At 37.0% G+C, this 16,796-nt stretch carries 19 protein-coding genes; all 19 read left to right on the top strand.

The features are described 5' to 3' along the window. Positions 1-69 precede the first annotated feature (69 nt). The 19 genes from spoVE (at position 70) to DZB84_RS02445 (ending at position 16,749) form a co-directional block, all read left to right on the top strand. Positions 70-1,170: a stage V sporulation protein E gene (gene spoVE / locus DZB84_RS02535; RefSeq protein ID WP_116350861.1), complete on the top strand. Its 1,101-nt coding sequence runs from the start codon at positions 70-72 to the stop codon at positions 1,168-1,170. Between the two features lie 300 nt (positions 1,171-1,470). Then, entirely contained in the window at positions 1,471-2,559 is a 1,089-nt protein-coding gene (gene murG / locus DZB84_RS02530; protein WP_116350666.1) for an undecaprenyldiphospho-muramoylpentapeptide beta-N-acetylglucosaminyltransferase, read from the top strand. Positions 2,560-2,721: 162 nt separating this feature from the next. After that, a complete protein-coding gene (gene murB, locus DZB84_RS02525) occupies positions 2,722-3,630 on the top strand; it encodes a UDP-N-acetylmuramate dehydrogenase (RefSeq protein ID WP_116350665.1) in 909 nt (302 codons plus the stop codon). A gap of 200 nt (positions 3,631-3,830) precedes the next feature. Next, positions 3,831-4,634, top strand: a complete 804-nt coding sequence (locus tag DZB84_RS02520; protein ID WP_116350664.1) for a cell division protein FtsQ/DivIB — start codon at positions 3,831-3,833, stop codon at positions 4,632-4,634. Next, a complete protein-coding gene (locus tag DZB84_RS02515; protein WP_189655129.1) occupies positions 4,624-5,322 on the top strand; it encodes a DUF881 domain-containing protein in 699 nt (232 codons plus the stop codon). Before DZB84_RS02520 ends, DZB84_RS02515 begins: the two co-directional genes overlap by 11 nt. 9 nt (positions 5,323-5,331) lie before the next feature. Continuing rightward, positions 5,332-6,042: a DUF881 domain-containing protein gene (locus tag DZB84_RS02510; RefSeq protein ID WP_116350663.1), complete on the top strand. Its 711-nt coding sequence runs from the start codon at positions 5,332-5,334 to the stop codon at positions 6,040-6,042. 18 nt (positions 6,043-6,060) lie between these two features. Beyond that, the gene (locus DZB84_RS02505) at positions 6,061-6,423 is read left to right on the top strand and encodes a small basic family protein (protein ID WP_010282644.1); all 363 of its coding nucleotides are present in this window, start codon (positions 6,061-6,063) and stop codon (positions 6,421-6,423) included. Positions 6,424-6,551: 128 nt separating this feature from the next. After that, positions 6,552-7,844, top strand: coding sequence for a cell division protein FtsA (gene ftsA / locus DZB84_RS02500; RefSeq protein WP_116350662.1), 1,293 nt, complete (start codon positions 6,552-6,554; stop codon positions 7,842-7,844). Between the two features lie 47 nt (positions 7,845-7,891). Further along, complete coding sequence (gene ftsZ, locus DZB84_RS02495; RefSeq protein ID WP_116350661.1) at positions 7,892-9,034, top strand: cell division protein FtsZ; 1,143 nt, start codon at positions 7,892-7,894, stop codon at positions 9,032-9,034. A gap of 577 nt (positions 9,035-9,611) precedes the next feature. Next, positions 9,612-10,538 carry a sigma-E processing peptidase SpoIIGA gene (gene spoIIGA, locus DZB84_RS02490; protein WP_116350660.1) on the top strand — a complete coding sequence of 309 codons (927 nt, stop codon included), beginning with the start codon at positions 9,612-9,614 and terminating at the stop codon, positions 10,536-10,538. A gap of 75 nt (positions 10,539-10,613) precedes the next feature. Continuing rightward, positions 10,614-11,333, top strand: a complete 720-nt coding sequence (gene sigE / locus DZB84_RS02485) for an RNA polymerase sporulation sigma factor SigE (protein ID WP_116350659.1) — start codon at positions 10,614-10,616, stop codon at positions 11,331-11,333. A gap of 143 nt (positions 11,334-11,476) precedes the next feature. After that, the gene (sigG, locus tag DZB84_RS02480; protein WP_116350658.1) at positions 11,477-12,259 is read left to right on the top strand and encodes an RNA polymerase sporulation sigma factor SigG; all 783 of its coding nucleotides are present in this window, start codon (positions 11,477-11,479) and stop codon (positions 12,257-12,259) included. Positions 12,260-12,439: 180 nt separating this feature from the next. After that, positions 12,440-12,685, top strand: coding sequence for a YlmC/YmxH family sporulation protein (locus DZB84_RS02475; protein ID WP_116350657.1), 246 nt, complete (start codon positions 12,440-12,442; stop codon positions 12,683-12,685). A gap of 154 nt (positions 12,686-12,839) precedes the next feature. Next, positions 12,840-13,661: a peptidoglycan editing factor PgeF gene (pgeF, locus tag DZB84_RS02470; RefSeq protein ID WP_116350656.1), complete on the top strand. Its 822-nt coding sequence runs from the start codon at positions 12,840-12,842 to the stop codon at positions 13,659-13,661. Between the two features lie 7 nt (positions 13,662-13,668). Beyond that, positions 13,669-14,346 (top strand): YggS family pyridoxal phosphate-dependent enzyme, encoded by a 678-nt coding sequence (locus DZB84_RS02465; RefSeq protein WP_116350655.1) that lies wholly within the window; start codon positions 13,669-13,671, stop codon positions 14,344-14,346. A gap of 18 nt (positions 14,347-14,364) precedes the next feature. Then, the gene (locus tag DZB84_RS02460; RefSeq protein WP_116350654.1) at positions 14,365-14,799 is read left to right on the top strand and encodes a cell division protein SepF; all 435 of its coding nucleotides are present in this window, start codon (positions 14,365-14,367) and stop codon (positions 14,797-14,799) included. 6 nt (positions 14,800-14,805) lie between these two features. Then, positions 14,806-15,066, top strand: coding sequence for a YggT family protein (locus tag DZB84_RS02455; protein WP_116350653.1), 261 nt, complete (start codon positions 14,806-14,808; stop codon positions 15,064-15,066). A gap of 300 nt (positions 15,067-15,366) precedes the next feature. Continuing rightward, positions 15,367-16,140: a YlmH family RNA-binding protein gene (locus DZB84_RS02450; RefSeq protein WP_116350652.1), complete on the top strand. Its 774-nt coding sequence runs from the start codon at positions 15,367-15,369 to the stop codon at positions 16,138-16,140. Between the two features lie 108 nt (positions 16,141-16,248). After that, on the top strand, positions 16,249-16,749 hold the full coding sequence (locus DZB84_RS02445; protein WP_116350651.1) for a DivIVA domain-containing protein: 501 nt from the start codon (positions 16,249-16,251) through the stop codon (positions 16,747-16,749). Positions 16,750-16,796 lie beyond the last annotated feature (47 nt).

The following is a 16,796-nucleotide window of genomic DNA, read 5'->3' as shown; positions in this document are numbered from 1 at the left end:
GCTTGTCGGGGCTAATCAAGGCGCTTGCGCTTTTTCCTTGCTCTGAATCTAGAATGTAGAGGTGTTTTGATTGTGACCCAAAGAACGACTCCGGATATTATCTTAATTATTACTACTCTTACACTTTTAGCAGTTGGATTGATCATGGTATACAGTGCCAGTGCGGTATGGGCTACATATAAATTCGATGATTCATTTTTCTTCGCTAAAAGACAACTCCTGTTTGCGAGTGTTGGAGTCATAGCAATGTTTTTCATTATGACTGTAGATTATTGGACATGGAGGACGTGGGCAAAAGTCCTAATCATCATTTGTTTTGTATTATTGGTAGCTGTATTAATTCCTGGAATCGGAATGGAACGTAATGGTTCACAAAGTTGGATCGGAATCGGTGCATTTTCCATCCAGCCTTCAGAATTTATGAAATTAGCGATGATTGCGTTTTTGGCCAAATTCCTATCTGAAAATCAAAAGAAAATTACATCCTTCAAAAAAGGTTTAATGCCCTCACTGTCTCTTGTTTTTCTAGCATTTGCAATGATAATGTTGCAGCCCGATTTAGGGACGGGAACGGTAATGGTAGGTACATGTATTGTTATGATTTACGTAGCAGGAGCAAGAATCTCCCACTTTGTTGGTTTGGGTCTAATCGGTGTGGTAGGGTTTGTCGCCTTAATTTTATCAGCCCCATACCGAATTAAACGAATCACCTCCTTTTTAGATCCGTGGGAAGATCCGTTGGGAACGGGGTTTCAAATTATTCAATCCCTTTACGCAATTGGTCCGGGTGGTTTATTCGGTTTAGGTCTAGGACAAAGTAGGCAGAAGTTCTTTTATTTACCAGAACCACAAACTGACTTTATCTTTGCTATCTTAGCCGAAGAATTGGGTTTTATCGGTGGTTCGTTTGTCATCATATTATTTAGTATTCTACTATGGAGAGGCGTACGAATTGCTTTAGGTGCACCTGATTTATATGGAAGCTTTCTGGGGATTGGAATTATTGGAATGATTGCGATCCAGGTTATTATTAATATCGGAGTTGTTACAGGTTTAATGCCGGTAACTGGAATTACACTTCCATTCTTAAGCTACGGGGGTTCGTCCTTAACCTTAATGCTCATGGCAGTCGGTGTCCTTTTAAATATTAGCAGGTATTCAAGGTATTAACCCAAAAACACATGAATATATGTTATACTATAAAATGGTTTAACCCTGTTTACATAAACAGGGTTAAACTACTTTTAACGTAATTCAGTCGGATGCAAACCCCGACTAAATTAAGTTAATGCCTCCGGCGGATGCCACGATTTTTTAAATGAACTTTTTCGAGCGGTAAGATCAAAGACTAAAAACGCCACTTCCTGTGGCAACGTCTTTATAACCCACTTCCTGTGGGCCTAAAAATCGGGCGCAAATACGCCAAGGCGCATTTGATTAATTAAACTTCCAAACGGGAGGAAATGAACCTTGAAGATAGTAGTGAGTGGTGGAGGTACAGGAGGTCATATTTATCCTGCACTTGCCTTAATTAAAGAAATAAAAAAGCTAAACCCGTCAGCTGAGTTTCTATATATCGGTACTGAAAAAGGGTTAGAAAGTGGAATTGTGGTTCGTGAGGGGATCCCTTTTAAAACGATTCATATCACAGGGTTTAAACGAAAGCTGTCCTTTGATAACATTAAAACGGTCGCTCGTTTTTTAAAAGGAGTAAATGACAGCAAAAAAATAATTAAGGATTTCAAACCAGATGTGGTAATTGGTACAGGCGGTTACGTTTGTGGCCCCGTTGTATATGCAGCATCAAAATTACATATCCCAACAATTATTCATGAACAAAATAGTATGCCAGGGCTCACCAATAAATTTTTAAGCCGCTATGTTGATAAAGTGGCAATATGCTTTGAAGAAGCTGGAGACTTCTTTCCTAAGGAAAAGGTCGTTCTGACAGGAAATCCACGGGCTTCTGAAGTCATTGGTAAGGATGGGCAAGCTGGCAGAGAATCTGTTGGTCTCAACGGCTCCCAAAAGTCCGTTTTATTAGTGGGAGGAAGTAGAGGAGCGAGACCGTTAAATGATGCTTTTTTACATGCTTTATCTGATGTGAAAGAAAAGGACTATCAATTCCTCTATGTAACTGGTGAGGTTCATTATGAAAATGTAATTAATCAGGTAGAAGCAGTTGGAAATCCTGACAATGTCATCATTAAGCCGTTTATTCACAATATGCCAGAGGTTTTAGCGGGTGTAGACCTTGTTGTTGCCCGCGCAGGTGCGACAACATTGGCTGAGTTAACTGCTCTAGGTCTGCCAAGTATTTTGGTGCCAAGTCCATATGTGACAAACAACCACCAAGAGAAAAATGCGAGATCATTAAGTGATAAAGGGGCCGCGATTTTACGACTTGAAAAGGATTTAACAGGCCCTCAGCTTATTAAGGACATTGACTCAATTCTTTTAAATCAAATCAAACTAGAGGAAATGAAAAAAGCTTCCTCTCAAATAGGTATACCAGATGCCGCAAGACGGTTGTACAATGTAATGAAGGAATTAATATAGAAAAGACGTCTTTGTTCACGAGTAAAAATTCTATAGCTAGTTAGTTTCTAGCTTTGGGTGCATTACGCTTTTCTATAATAGGCAAATGTACCATGAAGCACACGTGGAGCATATACTACATTATGTTTTGTTCCAAGTGAAATGCTGATAAAGGAGGTTAATATGGACAATATTGTAAAGGAACTTCAAGAGGCAAGTGTCGGCAAGGTTTTAGTGAATGAACCTTTATCAAAGCATACAACAATTAAGATAGGTGGTCCGGCTGATTTATTCATCGAACCCGATAGTGTTGAATCATTAAAAAAGACGCTTGAAATTATTAAAAAGCATGGTATCAAGTGGCGAGCAATCGGTAGGGGATCAAATCTCCTCGTATCTGATAATGGGATTGAGGGTGCTGTCATTAAAATAGGCAATGGCCTTAACCATATGGAACTTGATGGTACCACACTTACTGTTGGTGCTGGATATTCAATTGTAAGTCTGGCTGTACAAATTGCAAGAAAAGGATTATCGGGACTTGAGTTTTCAAGCGGGATCCCTGGTTCGATCGGTGGAGCTGTTTATATGAATGCAGGGGCACATGGTTCTGATGTATCTAAAGTTTTAACAAAGGCTCATATATTATTTCACGATGGTACCTTTGAATGGCTATCAAATGAGGAAATGGAATATTCATACCGCACCTCCATTCTTCAAAAAAAGCGACCAGGGATTGTGGTTGAAGCTACATTTCAATTAACAGAAGGGGATAAAGCAGAAATCTCGGCTGTTATGAAGAAAAATAAAGAGTATCGAAGAGATACGCAACCATGGGATCTTCCATGCGCCGGAAGCATTTTCCGCAATCCACTTCCAAATTATGCTGGACAATTAGTTGAAAAATCAGGCTTGAAAGGTCATTCTATCGGTGGGGCCAAAATTTCTGAAATGCATGGGAATTTTATTGTCAATGCTGGTAATGCAAAAGCTCAGGATGTTCTAGACCTAATTGAATTTGTAAAAGAGAAAATCTATACTTTACATGGTGTGCGAATGGAAACGGAAGTTGAAATAATTGGTCGAAGCTAGACAGTTTCTACACCCATTTCTTAGGAAAATATGATATAATACAATAACATGTATGTGTTACTGTACTGGTGAATAAACGGCATGTATACATGCCGTTTATTCTTTCGTTCTACGCATTTTTTTATGACTGGAATAATGACTGTTTAAACATACATACGTTTGTATTTTTAGTGGCTTTCATAGAGCGGGGTGAATATTATTTGGCGAAGCAAAAGGTTGTTACAATAGAAGACCGGATTCCAAAGCTTAAGCAAAGGAGAAAACAAAAGGCTAATCGACGATTGATTATGTATATAACGTTTTTCTTTTTTTTGCTTTCAGGAATACTTTATTTCCAATCTCCTTTTAGTAAAATTGGCGAAATCACCATTACAGGCAACCAAAATATCTCATCCGATCAAATTTTAAAATTAAGTAAATTACAAGTTGGGACAAGCTTTTGGAAAGTCGATAAGGATATAGTAATCCAAAATATAAAAAAACACCCTGAAATTAAGGAAGTATCGATTGAAAAAAGACTACCAAATCATATTAAGTTAAATGTTAGCGAATTGAAAAGGGTAGGATATATAAGTGGGTCAAGTACTTTTTATCCAATTCTTGAAAATGGCGAAATTATTGAAAAACCAGAGGAGTTCGGTTCAAAGGCAATTCCAGTGGATGCACCCATCTTAGTTGACTGGAAGGATGAAGCCTTAACTTTGCTCGCAAAGGAACTTAATAAAGTTCAACCGTCCATTTCGAAGCTGATTTCTGAAATTCATCATACCCCCACAGAATATGATCCTTTACAAATGACATTGTATATGATTGATGGGTATGAGGTAAAAGCAACGGTAAGGAATTTTGCGAAAAATATTACAGCTTATCCAACGATCATTAGTGAATTGGATCCTTCTCTTAATGGTTATATTGAGCTAGATGTTGTACCAACTTTTATTCCATACGAATACGAGAACACCAATGAAGATGAGGAGATGGTAACAGGTGAAGGTGAAGGGTAAGCACGTTATTCTCTCATTTGTTTGCTTAGTCCTAGGCTTTATGATTTCATTCTCGTACCAATTTACAAAGGAACAATTGGAATCTAATCAGGTAACTGAACAACAATGGAATGAAGAAGCTAAAATTCGAACAGAGTTGAACGAACAAAACGAAAAGAATAATGAACTTCAATTAAAGTTGATTGAAAAGCAAAATCAAATTCAAGCAATAGAAGAAGAGCTCGCAAAAGAAGAACAAGAACAGATTTATTTCAATCTCGTCGAGGAAGTAGAAAAGTACCGTATGGTTGTAGGTGAGATTGGTGTAAAAGGTCCAGGAGTTGTCGTTACGCTTGAAGATGCCTCTTACGTTCCGTCGGGACAAGACGTGAACAATTATTTAGTTCATGAGAGTCATTTATTCAAGGTTATTAATGAACTTTACGTATCTGGTGCCCAAGCTGTTTCTGTTAATGGTAAACGACTTAGTCATGATTCTTATATTTACTGTAACGGACCTGTTGTTGTCGTCGATGGTGCACCTTTTCCTGCTCCATTTGTAATTTCAGCAATCGGTGACCCAAATGTACTGGTGCCTGCCTTAAATATGAATGGAGGAATCACTGACCAATTGATACAGGATAATATTGTCGTGAAAATCGAGAACAAGGCACAAATTGAAATGGATCCATTAATTAACGCGAAATAGGTGGTTTTATTGGACAAAAAAACAGGCATTAGCTTCACGGTCATTACGTGTATAATAGGGTTTATGGTTGCTGTCCAATTTCAAACCATTAAAGAACCTGAAGTGCGTGATACCCGTGATTTATGGGAATTACGAGAGGATTTAAAGCAATCCCAAGAATTATATACGGAGCTTTTGACAAAAATTTATACATATGAGGCGAAGGTAGAGCAGTACGAAAGTCAACGTGATGATAGTAAAATAACGATTTTACAGGATACCCTTGATGAGTTAAAGAAAGAGGCTGGACTAACAGAAGTTTCGGGTCCAGGAATCACGATAACTGTTGAGCAGTCGTTCAATGAAGTTGGAAAACAAGCAACAACCATCACCCCTAGCTTGTTAAGGTGGTTGATAAATGAATTAAATTCTTATCAAGCAAAGGCGATTTCAATTGATGGTCACAGAGTAATTGCCACCACGGTGATTCGGGAAATTCAAGGAAGACCTAAAATCGATTCATATTCAATTAGTCCATTGCCAATTGAAATAAAAGTCATTGCCGATGATGCAGAACGACTTTACAACAAGTTAAAAGCATCGGAAGCGGAGCGTCAGTTTTTCATTGATAATTTGCGCTTGAAAATTTCAAAGCCAAGTAAAGTCGTAACAATACCTGCGTATGACGACCCAATTAGGATTACAGAAATGCAGCCTAATATGGAACCAGATAAAAAGTGATAAAGGTGGAACATAGATATGTGGCTCCCAATCTTCGGTCTAATAGTCGGAATCATTCTCGGACTGTTATCGGAATTTAAGATTCCGGCAGAGTATTCAAATTATTTATCAATTGCAGTATTAGCAGCACTTGATACATTATTCGGTGGCATCCGTGCACACCTGCAAAATATTTATGATCAGTCCGTCTTTGTTTCTGGTTTCTTTTTTAATATTTTATTAGCAGCAAGTTTAGCTTTTCTAGGTGTACATCTTGGTGTAGACTTGTATTTGGTAGCCGTTTTTGCATTCGGAGTAAGGTTATTCCAAAATATTGCGGTTATCAGACGAATAATTTTATCCAAATGGAGCCTTTCTCGTGATAAAATAGAAAAAAATTGATTTTTTATAAAGGGAAAATCCCTATGATTGTTGAATATTTTTCATATGTGTAAATTCATATGAAAATAGCAGTTGTTGTTCGAAATCATATGTAAATGTGTTTATGTAAAAAAAGGAGGTGCCACAGAATGAACAGCAATGAAATATGTGTTAGTCTTGACATCGGTACATCCAGTGTTAAGGTAATTATCGGTGAAATGGTTGATGATTCTCTTAACATAATAGGTGTGGGTAATGTTAAAACAGAAGGTTTGAAAAAAGGTTCAATTGTAGACATAGATGAAACCGTTCATTCTATTAAAAAGGCAGTTGAGCAAGCAGAAAGAATGGTAGGCATTTCTATTAATCAGGTAGTCGTATCTGTTCCTGCAATTAATGTACAGTTAAAGGATGCCCACGGTGTTGTGGCAGTTTCTACTGAATCTCGTCAAAATCGTGAAATTAGCAATGAAGATGTCCTACGTGTAATCGATGCCGCACAATTTATTTCTCTCCCACCAGAAAGAGAAATTATCGATATGATTCCTAATCAGTTTATCGTAGATGGATATGATGAAATTAGTGATCCACGTGGTATGTTAGGTGTTCGACTTGAAGTGGAAGGTACGATTATTACAACTTCACGTACAATCTTACATAACCTGCTTCGTTGTGTAGAAAAAGCAGGACTTGATATTGCAGCAATTTCTTTACAACCTCTTGCATCAGGTTCAATCTCATTATCTGATGACGAAAAAAATCTAGGTGTTGCTCTCGTTGATATTGGTGGAGGTTCTACGACCGTTGCTCTTTTCAATCATGGTTATTTGAAAGCAACAAGTGTTCTACCAATTGGTGGAGACCATATTACAAAAGATTTAGCAATTGGATTGCGAACTTCTACTGAAGAAGCAGAGAAAATTAAAATTAAACATGGACATGCCTTCTATGATGATGCTTCTGATGAAGAAGTATTCAATGTTTCTATTATCGGCAGTGATCAACAAGAACAGTTTACCCAATTACAAATTTCTGAAATCATCGAAGCAAGATTAGAAGAAATTTTACTATTAGTTCAAAAGGAAATTAAGAAAATGGGTGTAGGAGATCTTCCTGGTGGCTTTGTTCTTACAGGTGGAGTAGTAAATATGCCTGGAGTATTAGAGCTATCTCAACTTGTATTACGTAGCAATGTTAGAATTGCAAAGCCTGACTATATTGGAGTTAGAGAACCTCAATATTCAACAGGTGTAGGTCTATTGCAGTTCGCTTATGAACAAGCAAGAGTTCAAGGGAGAAAAATTAGTACGACGGTTCAAGTGGAAAATACAGAGAAAAGACCGTCAAGACAGCCTCAAGCGAAAAGTCACCCTAAAAACTCAAAAGAAGAACAAAATATTGGGAATAAGGTTAAAAGGTTTTTTGGTCTCTTCTTTGAATAACACACAGTTACAAGAGTAGTATATTTGCAAATTAGGAGGATCTTATAATGTTAGAGTTTGATACAAATGTTGATCAATTAGCTACAATAAAGGTAATAGGTGTAGGTGGCGGTGGGAATAACGCGGTTAACCGAATGATTGAACACGGTGTTCAAGGTGTGGAGTTTATCGCAGTTAATACCGACGCTCAAGCTTTAAATCTTTCAAAAGCGGAAATCAAAATGCAAATCGGTGGGAAATTAACCCGTGGATTAGGCGCTGGAGCAAATCCAGAAGTTGGTAAAAAAGCTGCAGAAGAAAGCAGAGAACAAATCGAAGAAGCCCTTAAAGGAGCAGATATGGTATTCGTAACAGCTGGTATGGGCGGTGGAACAGGTACAGGTGCTGCACCTGTGATTGCACAAATTTCAAAAGATTTAGGTGCCCTTACAGTAGGTGTGGTAACAAGACCGTTCACCTTCGAAGGTAGAAAGCGTCAAACACAAGCAGCTGGTGGAATTTCTGCAATGAAAGAATCAGTAGACACTTTAATCGTCATTCCAAATGATCGTCTTCTTGAAATTGTTGATAAAAATACACCTATGCTTGAGGCTTTCCGTGAGGCTGATAATGTATTACGTCAGGGTGTACAAGGTATTTCTGATTTAATCGCTGTTCCTGGATTAATCAACCTAGACTTTGCTGACGTAAAAACAATTATGTCTAATAAAGGTTCTGCACTTATGGGGATCGGTGTTGCAACAGGTGAAAACCGTGCTGCAGAAGCTGCTAAAAAGGCGATTTCAAGTCCATTGCTTGAAACATCTATTGATGGTGCACAAGGTGTACTCATGAACATCACTGGTGGAACCAATTTAAGTCTTTATGAAGTTCAAGAGGCTGCCGATATTGTTGCATCAGCTTCAGATCAAGAAGTGAACATGATTTTTGGATCTGTTATTAATGAAAACTTAAAAGAAGAAATTGTTGTTACTGTGATTGCTACAGGCTTTAAAGAGACTGAACTAGACCCAACGCGTCCATCTCGTCCATCTTTTGGTGCTAAACCACAACCACAGGTTCAGGCTGCACCAAGAAGAGAAGTGAAGCGTGAGGAGCCAGTACAAGAAGTAAATACACGTGGCGCAGTTCATGTTGAAGATGAAATCGATGTACCAACATTCCTACGTAACCGTAAAAGAAGAGGATAAAAAGAAAAGCGCAAGGTGCCCGTATATCGGCGACAAGCAAAAGAACAGCGCTGACAGAAGGCGCTCTAAGCCTTCAGTAGCGATAGGCTTTTGACCTCGAGCCGATGGCACCTGGAGCTAGACCATTCAAGATTCTTTAAATATAAAGTAAAGGTATTTGACAACAAAATTGTCGAATGCCTTTTTTTTGTGGTCTAGAAGCATATATAAAATTTATCGTTGTTGATTCCATTTTATGGGTGTATTCAAGTCCAGCTTCAGCGCCTAGCCCCTCTCTGGTCTAGCCAATCTGTCAAGAAGGATAAAATACATCCTTCTCGCCATCTTTTCTTAGACTTGTCTGGGCTGAACAAGGCGCTTGCGCTTTTATTCAGATTTCCCTCGTTTTATTCCATCCTATCTTCATTCACAGGCGAACTGACAAAATAAGATCTAATCTTTCAAAATTTCTCTTTTATTATCGGCATGAAGTGACAGACTCCATATAAGATGTACTATATACTATTTTTTAAGCTAACTAGTTTACGTTAATTGCGTTTGAAAAAGAGCAGTGACTATTGGTGAAAGGAGAAATAGGTTGTCCATTTATTTAGATGTAATCTGGTTATTAAACTTTTTCTTTGACGCCTTGTTGTTACTTTTAACAGCGCTAATACTTAAGCGTAAAATTGTCAAAAGGCGAATATTAGTAGGTGCTTTTATCGGATCTTTAGTAGTCCTGATAGTGGTTTCTCCTTTTGCGGCAATTGGGTCACATCCTCTTACTAAACTACTCTTTTCATTCGCAATCGTAGGAGTTGCTTTTGGTTATAAACGATTCCGATATTTTATACAGGGGCTATTAACCTTTTATTTTGCTACTTTCATGATTGGAGGTGGAATGATAGGGGTCCATTATTTCTTAGAATTTGATGTTCAAGTATTTGATGGTACAATCCTGACGCAATCTAGAGGTTTTGGTAATCCAATTAGTTGGGGATTTGTATTAATTGGGTTTCCTCTCTTATGGTATTTTTCTAAAAATAGAATAGCTGACATCGAAACGAAACAAGTTTTCTATGACCAGATTGTCGACGTGAAGCTTGAAATAGATGATGTTACCCTGAACTTAAAAGGTTTGGTTGACAGTGGAAATCAATTATTTGATCCGATTACCAAAAGCCCGGTTATGATTTTAGATACGACGAAATATGAAGAGCTATTTCCTAAATCTATAATCGAACAGTCTAAAAATATCGAGTTATTAACAAATGATACTTCAACTGAATCCCATAAATGGGAAAGCAGGGTAAGGCTTATTCCATATCGGGGCGTTGGACAAGAGCACCAATTTTTACTCGCAATTAAACCAGACCAAATAACGATTTTTCAAGGAAATGAAGAAAATATCGTAAAAAAAGGCCTTGTTGCATTTAACCATACAACATTGTCTACTGATGGCGAATATGATTGTATCGTCCATCCGAAAATGCTTATATCATCCTCCATTAAGTCAGCTTCATGATGGGGAAAAAGAACGATTAGATTCCTATAAATATCATACTCACACTTTTTACAAATTAGAAGGGAGAACTTACCTGTGGCTAAATTAAAATTAAAACTTACATATTGGTGGTATAAACTTTTAATAAAATTAGGCTTAAAAACGGATGAGATCTATTATATTGGCGGGAGTGAAGCATTGCCACCGCCATTATCCAAGGATGAGGAAGAAGTCCTATTAAATAAACTTCCAAGTGGTGATAAGGCGGCAAGGTCAATCTTAATTGAAAGAAATTTAAGACTTGTGGTATACATTGCTCGAAAATTTGAGAATACCGGAATTAATATTGAGGATTTAATTAGCATCGGAACAATTGGATTAATTAAAGCAGTGAATACATTTAATCCTGAAAAGAAAATTAAACTCGCTACGTATGCTTCAAGATGTATTGAAAACGAAATTTTGATGTATTTACGGCGTAATAATAAAATTAGGTCCGAGGTATCATTCGATGAACCATTAAATATCGATTGGGATGGCAATGAATTATTACTATCTGATGTACTAGGAACAGAGGAAGACATCATTACCAAGGATCTGGAAGCAAACGTTGATCGCAAACTATTAATAAAAGCTCTCCATCAGCTTAATGATCGTGAGAAACAAATTATGGAGCTTCGTTTCGGACTAATTGGTGGTGAGGAGAAGACACAAAAAGACGTTGCAGATATGCTTGGAATATCCCAGTCCTATATTTCAAGATTGGAAAAGCGAATCATAAAACGTCTACGTAAAGAATTTAATAAAATGGTGTAAAAAAATTTATTATACTTTGTAGTAGTTGATTTTTCTGTTTTTTTTCACCTGTTTTGGAAATAGGTGTGAATTCAAAATGCATATTTTTCCCTCTAACGGAGATACTTAACTTTGTACAGCAACTCCTGTTAGGAGGGAAAGAATTGACTCGAAATAAAGTAGAAATTTGTGGTGTTGATACTTCAAAGCTTCCAGTATTAAAAAATGAAGAGATGCGGGAATTATTTAGACAAATGCAAAGTGGGAATGATTTGTCAGCCCGCGATAAGCTTGTAAATGGTAATTTACGACTTGTCCTCAGTGTCATTCAACGTTTCAACAACAGAGGAGAATTTGTAGATGATTTATTTCAAGTGGGCTGTATCGGCCTTATGAAATCAATCGATAATTTTGACCTCAGTCAAAACGTAAAATTCTCCACCTATGCAGTTCCGATGATTATCGGTGAAATTCGGCGCTATTTACGAGACAACAATCCTATCAGGGTGTCGCGCTCACTGCGGGATATTGCCTATAAGGCATTGCAGGTAAGAGAGCGTTTAATGAGTGAAACCTCGAGGGAACCCACAGCAGAAGAAATCGCAAAAGTCCTAGAAGTGCCACACGAGGAAATCGTCTTTGCACTCGATGCCATTCAAGACCCTGTATCATTATTTGAACCAATCTATAATGATGGCGGAGATCCTATTTATGTGGTGGACCAATTAAGTGATGAGCGAAATCGAGATTCAAATTGGATTGAAGAGATTGCTTTAAAAGAAGGAATGAGACGACTAAATGATCGTGAGAAACTAATCCTTCGGAAACGATTTTTTCAAGGAAAAACACAAATGGAGGTTGCTGAAGAAATCGGAATCTCTCAAGCCCAAGTTTCACGTCTTGAAAAAGCGGCCATTAAACAAATGAATAAGAATATCCAAAATTAATAATGGGGAGTAACCCCATTTTGTGGACAAGTAATCGTCCAAAGAAGATAAAATAACTAGACATTCGTATCATTCGAATGTCTTTTTTACGTTGGGATTCTAACGTCTTCTACTCTCCCTATTTTTATCACATAAAACTTACTGAGACAGTCATATAGTTACTATAAGGAGGCGGGGGATATGGTTAAAATTTCTGATTTTCAGGCAAAGGATGTTGTGAGTGTTGTGGATGGAAAAAGACTTGGCAATATAGGTGATATCGATATTAACCTAACAACCGGTAAAATCGATGCTATTGTTATTGGCGGCTATGGAAAAGTATTAGGTTTATTTGGTCGTGATGAAGAGGTTGTGATTCCTTGGAGAAATATAATTAAAGTCGGCAAGGATGTTATTTTAGTTAGAACACAAAATAATATTGAATAAACACGGCTAAATTTTGACATTTTTCCTAACATATTCTCCTTTCTTTTGCTAAGATGTGATAAAATAGGCAGGAGAAGGGTTCATTTTTCGAAAAAAATAAACTATTGTCAACCTGTCATGTATAGGTTTGAAAATATGTATAAAGGATGTTGTTATGAAGCTTGAACCATTTATTGAGGATACAAAACAGGTTTTAATGGCCCGAGCTTGGAGCAAGTACTCCGAAAGGCTCATTGTTGGGTTTTCAACAAAAAATGGAGGAGTAAGTGAAGAACAATTTGAATCCTTAAATATAGGGCTGCATGTACATGATAAATCCAACTCTGTTATCTCAAATCGAAAAAAACTTGCAGACATTCTTCATTTTCCACTAGAATCCTGGGTATGCTCTGAACAAACACATAAAAATAAAATTGCTAAGGTCGCTAAAAAGGATCTCAGTGCAGGGGTTTTTACATATGAGGAAGGCATCAAAGATACTGATGGATTATATACCGATGAGAAAAATATTCTGTTAACCCTTTGCTTTGCGGACTGTGTTCCACTCTATTTTTTTGCACCATCAAAACAACTGATTGGAATTGCGCATGCGGGCTGGAAGGGAACTGTTCAGGATATTGCAGGTGAGATGGTTCGGGCTTGGGGAATTGAAGATGTTAGTCCAAATGAAATCCAAGCTATCATCGGACCTTCTATTGGTAAATGCTGCTATATTGTTGATGATTATGTTATGAATTTCGTCAAAGATTTGGACAATGTAGATTCAAAGCCATTTGAGAAAATAGGTGATAATCAGTATCGATTGGAGCTAAAAGAGCTGAATTATCAACTGCTGGTTAGAGCAGGAATCCCTCCTGAAAATATACAAGTTTCCTCGTATTGTACATCTTGTGAGAATCATCTTTTCTTTTCGCATCGTAGGGATAACGGGAAAACGGGTAGAATGATGAGTTTTATTGGGTTAAAGGAGGACTAAATTTTATATGAGTGTGAAAGAAAATCTTTTAAAGATACAAGAAAAGATAGAACAGGCATGCACGCGGGCAAACCGTTCTGCTGATGATGTTTCGATCATTGCTGTTACCAAATATGTGAGTGTCGAAACTGCCAAAGAAGCGATAGAGGCAGGAGTTCATCATATTGGAGAAAACCGTGACGATGGTCTGATAAAGAAACGAGAGGAAATTGGAGATGAGCCGACTTGGCATTTCATCGGTTCACTTCAAACAAGAAAGGTAAAAAACATTATTGATAAAGTGGACTACATTCACTCGCTTGACCGCATTACTTTAGCTGAGGAAATACATAAACGGGCAAGTGGAAAAATAAAATGTTTTGTACAAGTAAATGTTTCTGGAGAAGAATCCAAACATGGAATGACACCGGAACAACTTGAGCCTTTCATAAAGGAATTAGGAAAATTCCCTTCGATTAAGATTGTTGGATTAATGACAATGGCTCCATTTACTGAAGACAAGAACATCATCCGTGAATGCTTCATAAGACTACGAAAGCTAAGAGACGATGTACAAGCCCTGGGATTCTCATATGCACCATGTACAGAGTTATCTATGGGAATGTCTAATGATTACGATATCGCAATAGAAGAAGGGGCTACCTTCATTCGAATAGGGACTTCGCTAGTTGGTAAAGAATTCTAAAAAAGAGAGGTGTTAGAAATGAGCTTAAAGTCAAAATTTAAAAGTTTTTTTGCATTAGAAGATGAATATGATTATGATGAGGAAGAATATTTTGAAGAGGAAGTAGAACCTACAAAGCCTACAAGATCTGCTGCAAAGCAAAATGTGGTAAGCTTGCAAAGTGTTCAAAAATCATCAAAGGTTATTTTATTCGAACCTCGCGTGTATGCAGAGGCACAGGAAATTGCAGATCATTTAAAAAACAGACGAGCAGTGGTTGTTAACCTGCAACGAGTTCAACATGATCAGGCTAAGCGAATTGTTGACTTTTTAAGTGGAACTGTATATGCAATCGGTGGAGATATTCAACGCATAGGTTCAAATATATTCTTATGTACTCCTGACAATATTGATGTCTCTGGAAATATCTCTGAGATTGTTTCTAACGAAGAATACACTGAAAAGGGGTGGTAGTCGAAAATGAGTATTATTTTCGGAATTATAGGTAATGTGATCGTACTTTATTCGTATGCACTTATCATTTATATATTAATGTCGTGGTTTCCAAATGCACGTGAATCAGGAATAGGTCAATTTTTAGCAAGAATTTGTGAACCTTATCTAGAACCTTTCCGCAGATTTATTCCGCCATTAGGGATGATTGATATTTCTCCAATCGTCGCAATCTTAGTTCTTAATTTTGCTGGTAGAGGAATTGATGCTCTACAATTCATGTTTTAACTTTATTCAGTAGACTTCCCGACTTTTATAAGAGGGAATCTAAGCAAAATTGCATAAACTTTAGTTGGGTTCTAACTCGGCTGAATAAAGTTAAAGCCTCCGGCGGATGCCACGATTTTTTAAAGGAAATTTTTCGAGCGTAAGATCAAGGACTAAGAACGCCACTTCCTGTGGCAACGTCTTTGTGACCCACCTCGTGTGGGCCTAAAAAAATCGGGCGCAAATACGCCAAGGCGCATTTGATAAAAAGGACCTCATATGTTAGGTCCCTTTCTTATTTCAATCTGAGGTACTAGACAAATGAATTTATATCAACATTTTCGAAAAGAAGAGCATGCATTCATTGATCAAGTTTTAGAATGGAAGCAGACTGTAGAGAACCAGTATAGTCCAAAGTTAACCGATTTTCTTGATCCACGTGAACAAGAAATCGTAAAACAAGTGATTGGAACAAATGGAGAAATCCTTGTTGGTTTTTTTGGTGGAAAAGAAGGGTTTGAACGAAAACGAGCCTTATTGTATCCCACTTATTTCGAGCCAAATGAAGAAGATTATAATCTTGCCTTTTTTGAGGTGAAGTATCCAGTTAAATTTGTTACAGTTGATCATCGCAAAGTACTCGGTTCATTAATGTCTCTTGGTTTAAAACGAGCCAAATTTGGCGATATTTTGACACAAGGTGAGCGGATTCAAATTGTGCTATCAAAAGAGATTGCAGACTACGTTCGAATGAATTTAACTGCTGTCGGAAAAGCAACCATTTCACTTTCAGAAATAATGTCGACTGATTTACTTGAGGTAAATGAAGAATGGACAGAGCAAACCGTCACTGTTTCTTCTTTACGGTTAGATGTGGTACTATCATCCATTTTAAATTTGTCCCGTCAAAAGGTTCAAGTCTTAATTGAGAATGGACTTGTAAAGGTAAATTGGAAAAAAATCGAGCAAACTTCATTTGAATGTAAAGAAACGGATGTTCTCTCTGTTCGTGGGTTTGGAAGAAGTAAACTTCATTCAATTGAAGGGAAAACGAAAAAGGAAAAATGGAGAATTATTGTTGGTAGACAAAAATAATTGAAAAGAGTGCAGGATTTTCTTCTTTTTTGTCGAAATGTAAAGTATCATACATATAGGTAATGATTTCTAATTTTAATAATTTATTAATTTTTGGAGGTGGCATTCGTGCCTTTAACGCCATTAGATATTCATAATAAGGAATTTAATAAAGGTTTTCGCGGCTATGATGAGGACGAAGTAAATGAGTTTCTCGATCAGGTCATTAAAGATTATGAAATGGTTATACGTGAGAAAAAAGAACTTGAATCAAAGCTTTCAGAGCTAAACGAAAAACTAGGACATTTTACAAATATCGAAGAAACATTAAATAAATCGATTTTAATTGCTCAAGAAACAGCAGAAGAAGTGAAACGCAATGCTTCAAAAGAAGCAAAGCTTATTATTAAAGAGGCAGAGAAAAATGCGGATCGAATTATTAATGAATCCTTATCTAAATCTAGAAAGATATCAATTGAAATCGAAGAATTGAAGAAACAATCAAAAGTATTTAGAAACAGATTTAAAATGTTAATTGAAGCACAACTAGACATGCTTAATAATGATGATTGGGATCATCTCATGGAATACAATGTTGAACCCGTTTTTGCAGAATCAGAAGAAAACTAACTTCTATACTTGACTCTTCTGTTTAATACGCATATAATTTTAAAACA

The organism is Bacillus sp. HNG, from assembly GCF_003400205.1.
GTDB lineage: Bacteria > Bacillota > Bacilli > Bacillales > Bacillaceae_L > Ferdinandcohnia.
The sequence above is the reverse complement of the archived record's forward strand: the minus strand, read 5'-3'. Positions and strand labels throughout refer to the sequence as shown.

Bases quoted from the DNA above. Each gene is read 5' to 3' on its own strand.
- murB (WP_116350665.1), top strand. From the start codon at position 2,722: ATGGACAATATTGTAAAGGAACTTCAAGAGGCAAGTGTCGGCAAGGTT.
- DZB84_RS02505 (WP_010282644.1), top strand. From the start codon at position 6,061: ATGTGGCTCCCAATCTTCGGTCTAATAGTCGGAATCATTCTCGGACTG.
- ftsA (WP_116350662.1), top strand. From the start codon at position 6,552: ATGAACAGCAATGAAATATGTGTTAGTCTTGACATCGGTACATCCAGT.
- ftsZ (WP_116350661.1), top strand. From the start codon at position 7,892: ATGTTAGAGTTTGATACAAATGTTGATCAATTAGCTACAATAAAGGTA.
- DZB84_RS02475 (WP_116350657.1), top strand. From the start codon at position 12,440: ATGGTTAAAATTTCTGATTTTCAGGCAAAGGATGTTGTGAGTGTTGTG.
- pgeF (WP_116350656.1), top strand. From the start codon at position 12,840: ATGAAGCTTGAACCATTTATTGAGGATACAAAACAGGTTTTAATGGCC.
- DZB84_RS02465 (WP_116350655.1), top strand. From the start codon at position 13,669: ATGAGTGTGAAAGAAAATCTTTTAAAGATACAAGAAAAGATAGAACAG.
- DZB84_RS02460 (WP_116350654.1), top strand. From the start codon at position 14,365: ATGAGCTTAAAGTCAAAATTTAAAAGTTTTTTTGCATTAGAAGATGAA.
- DZB84_RS02455 (WP_116350653.1), top strand. From the start codon at position 14,806: ATGAGTATTATTTTCGGAATTATAGGTAATGTGATCGTACTTTATTCG.
- DZB84_RS02450 (WP_116350652.1), top strand. From the start codon at position 15,367: ATGAATTTATATCAACATTTTCGAAAAGAAGAGCATGCATTCATTGAT.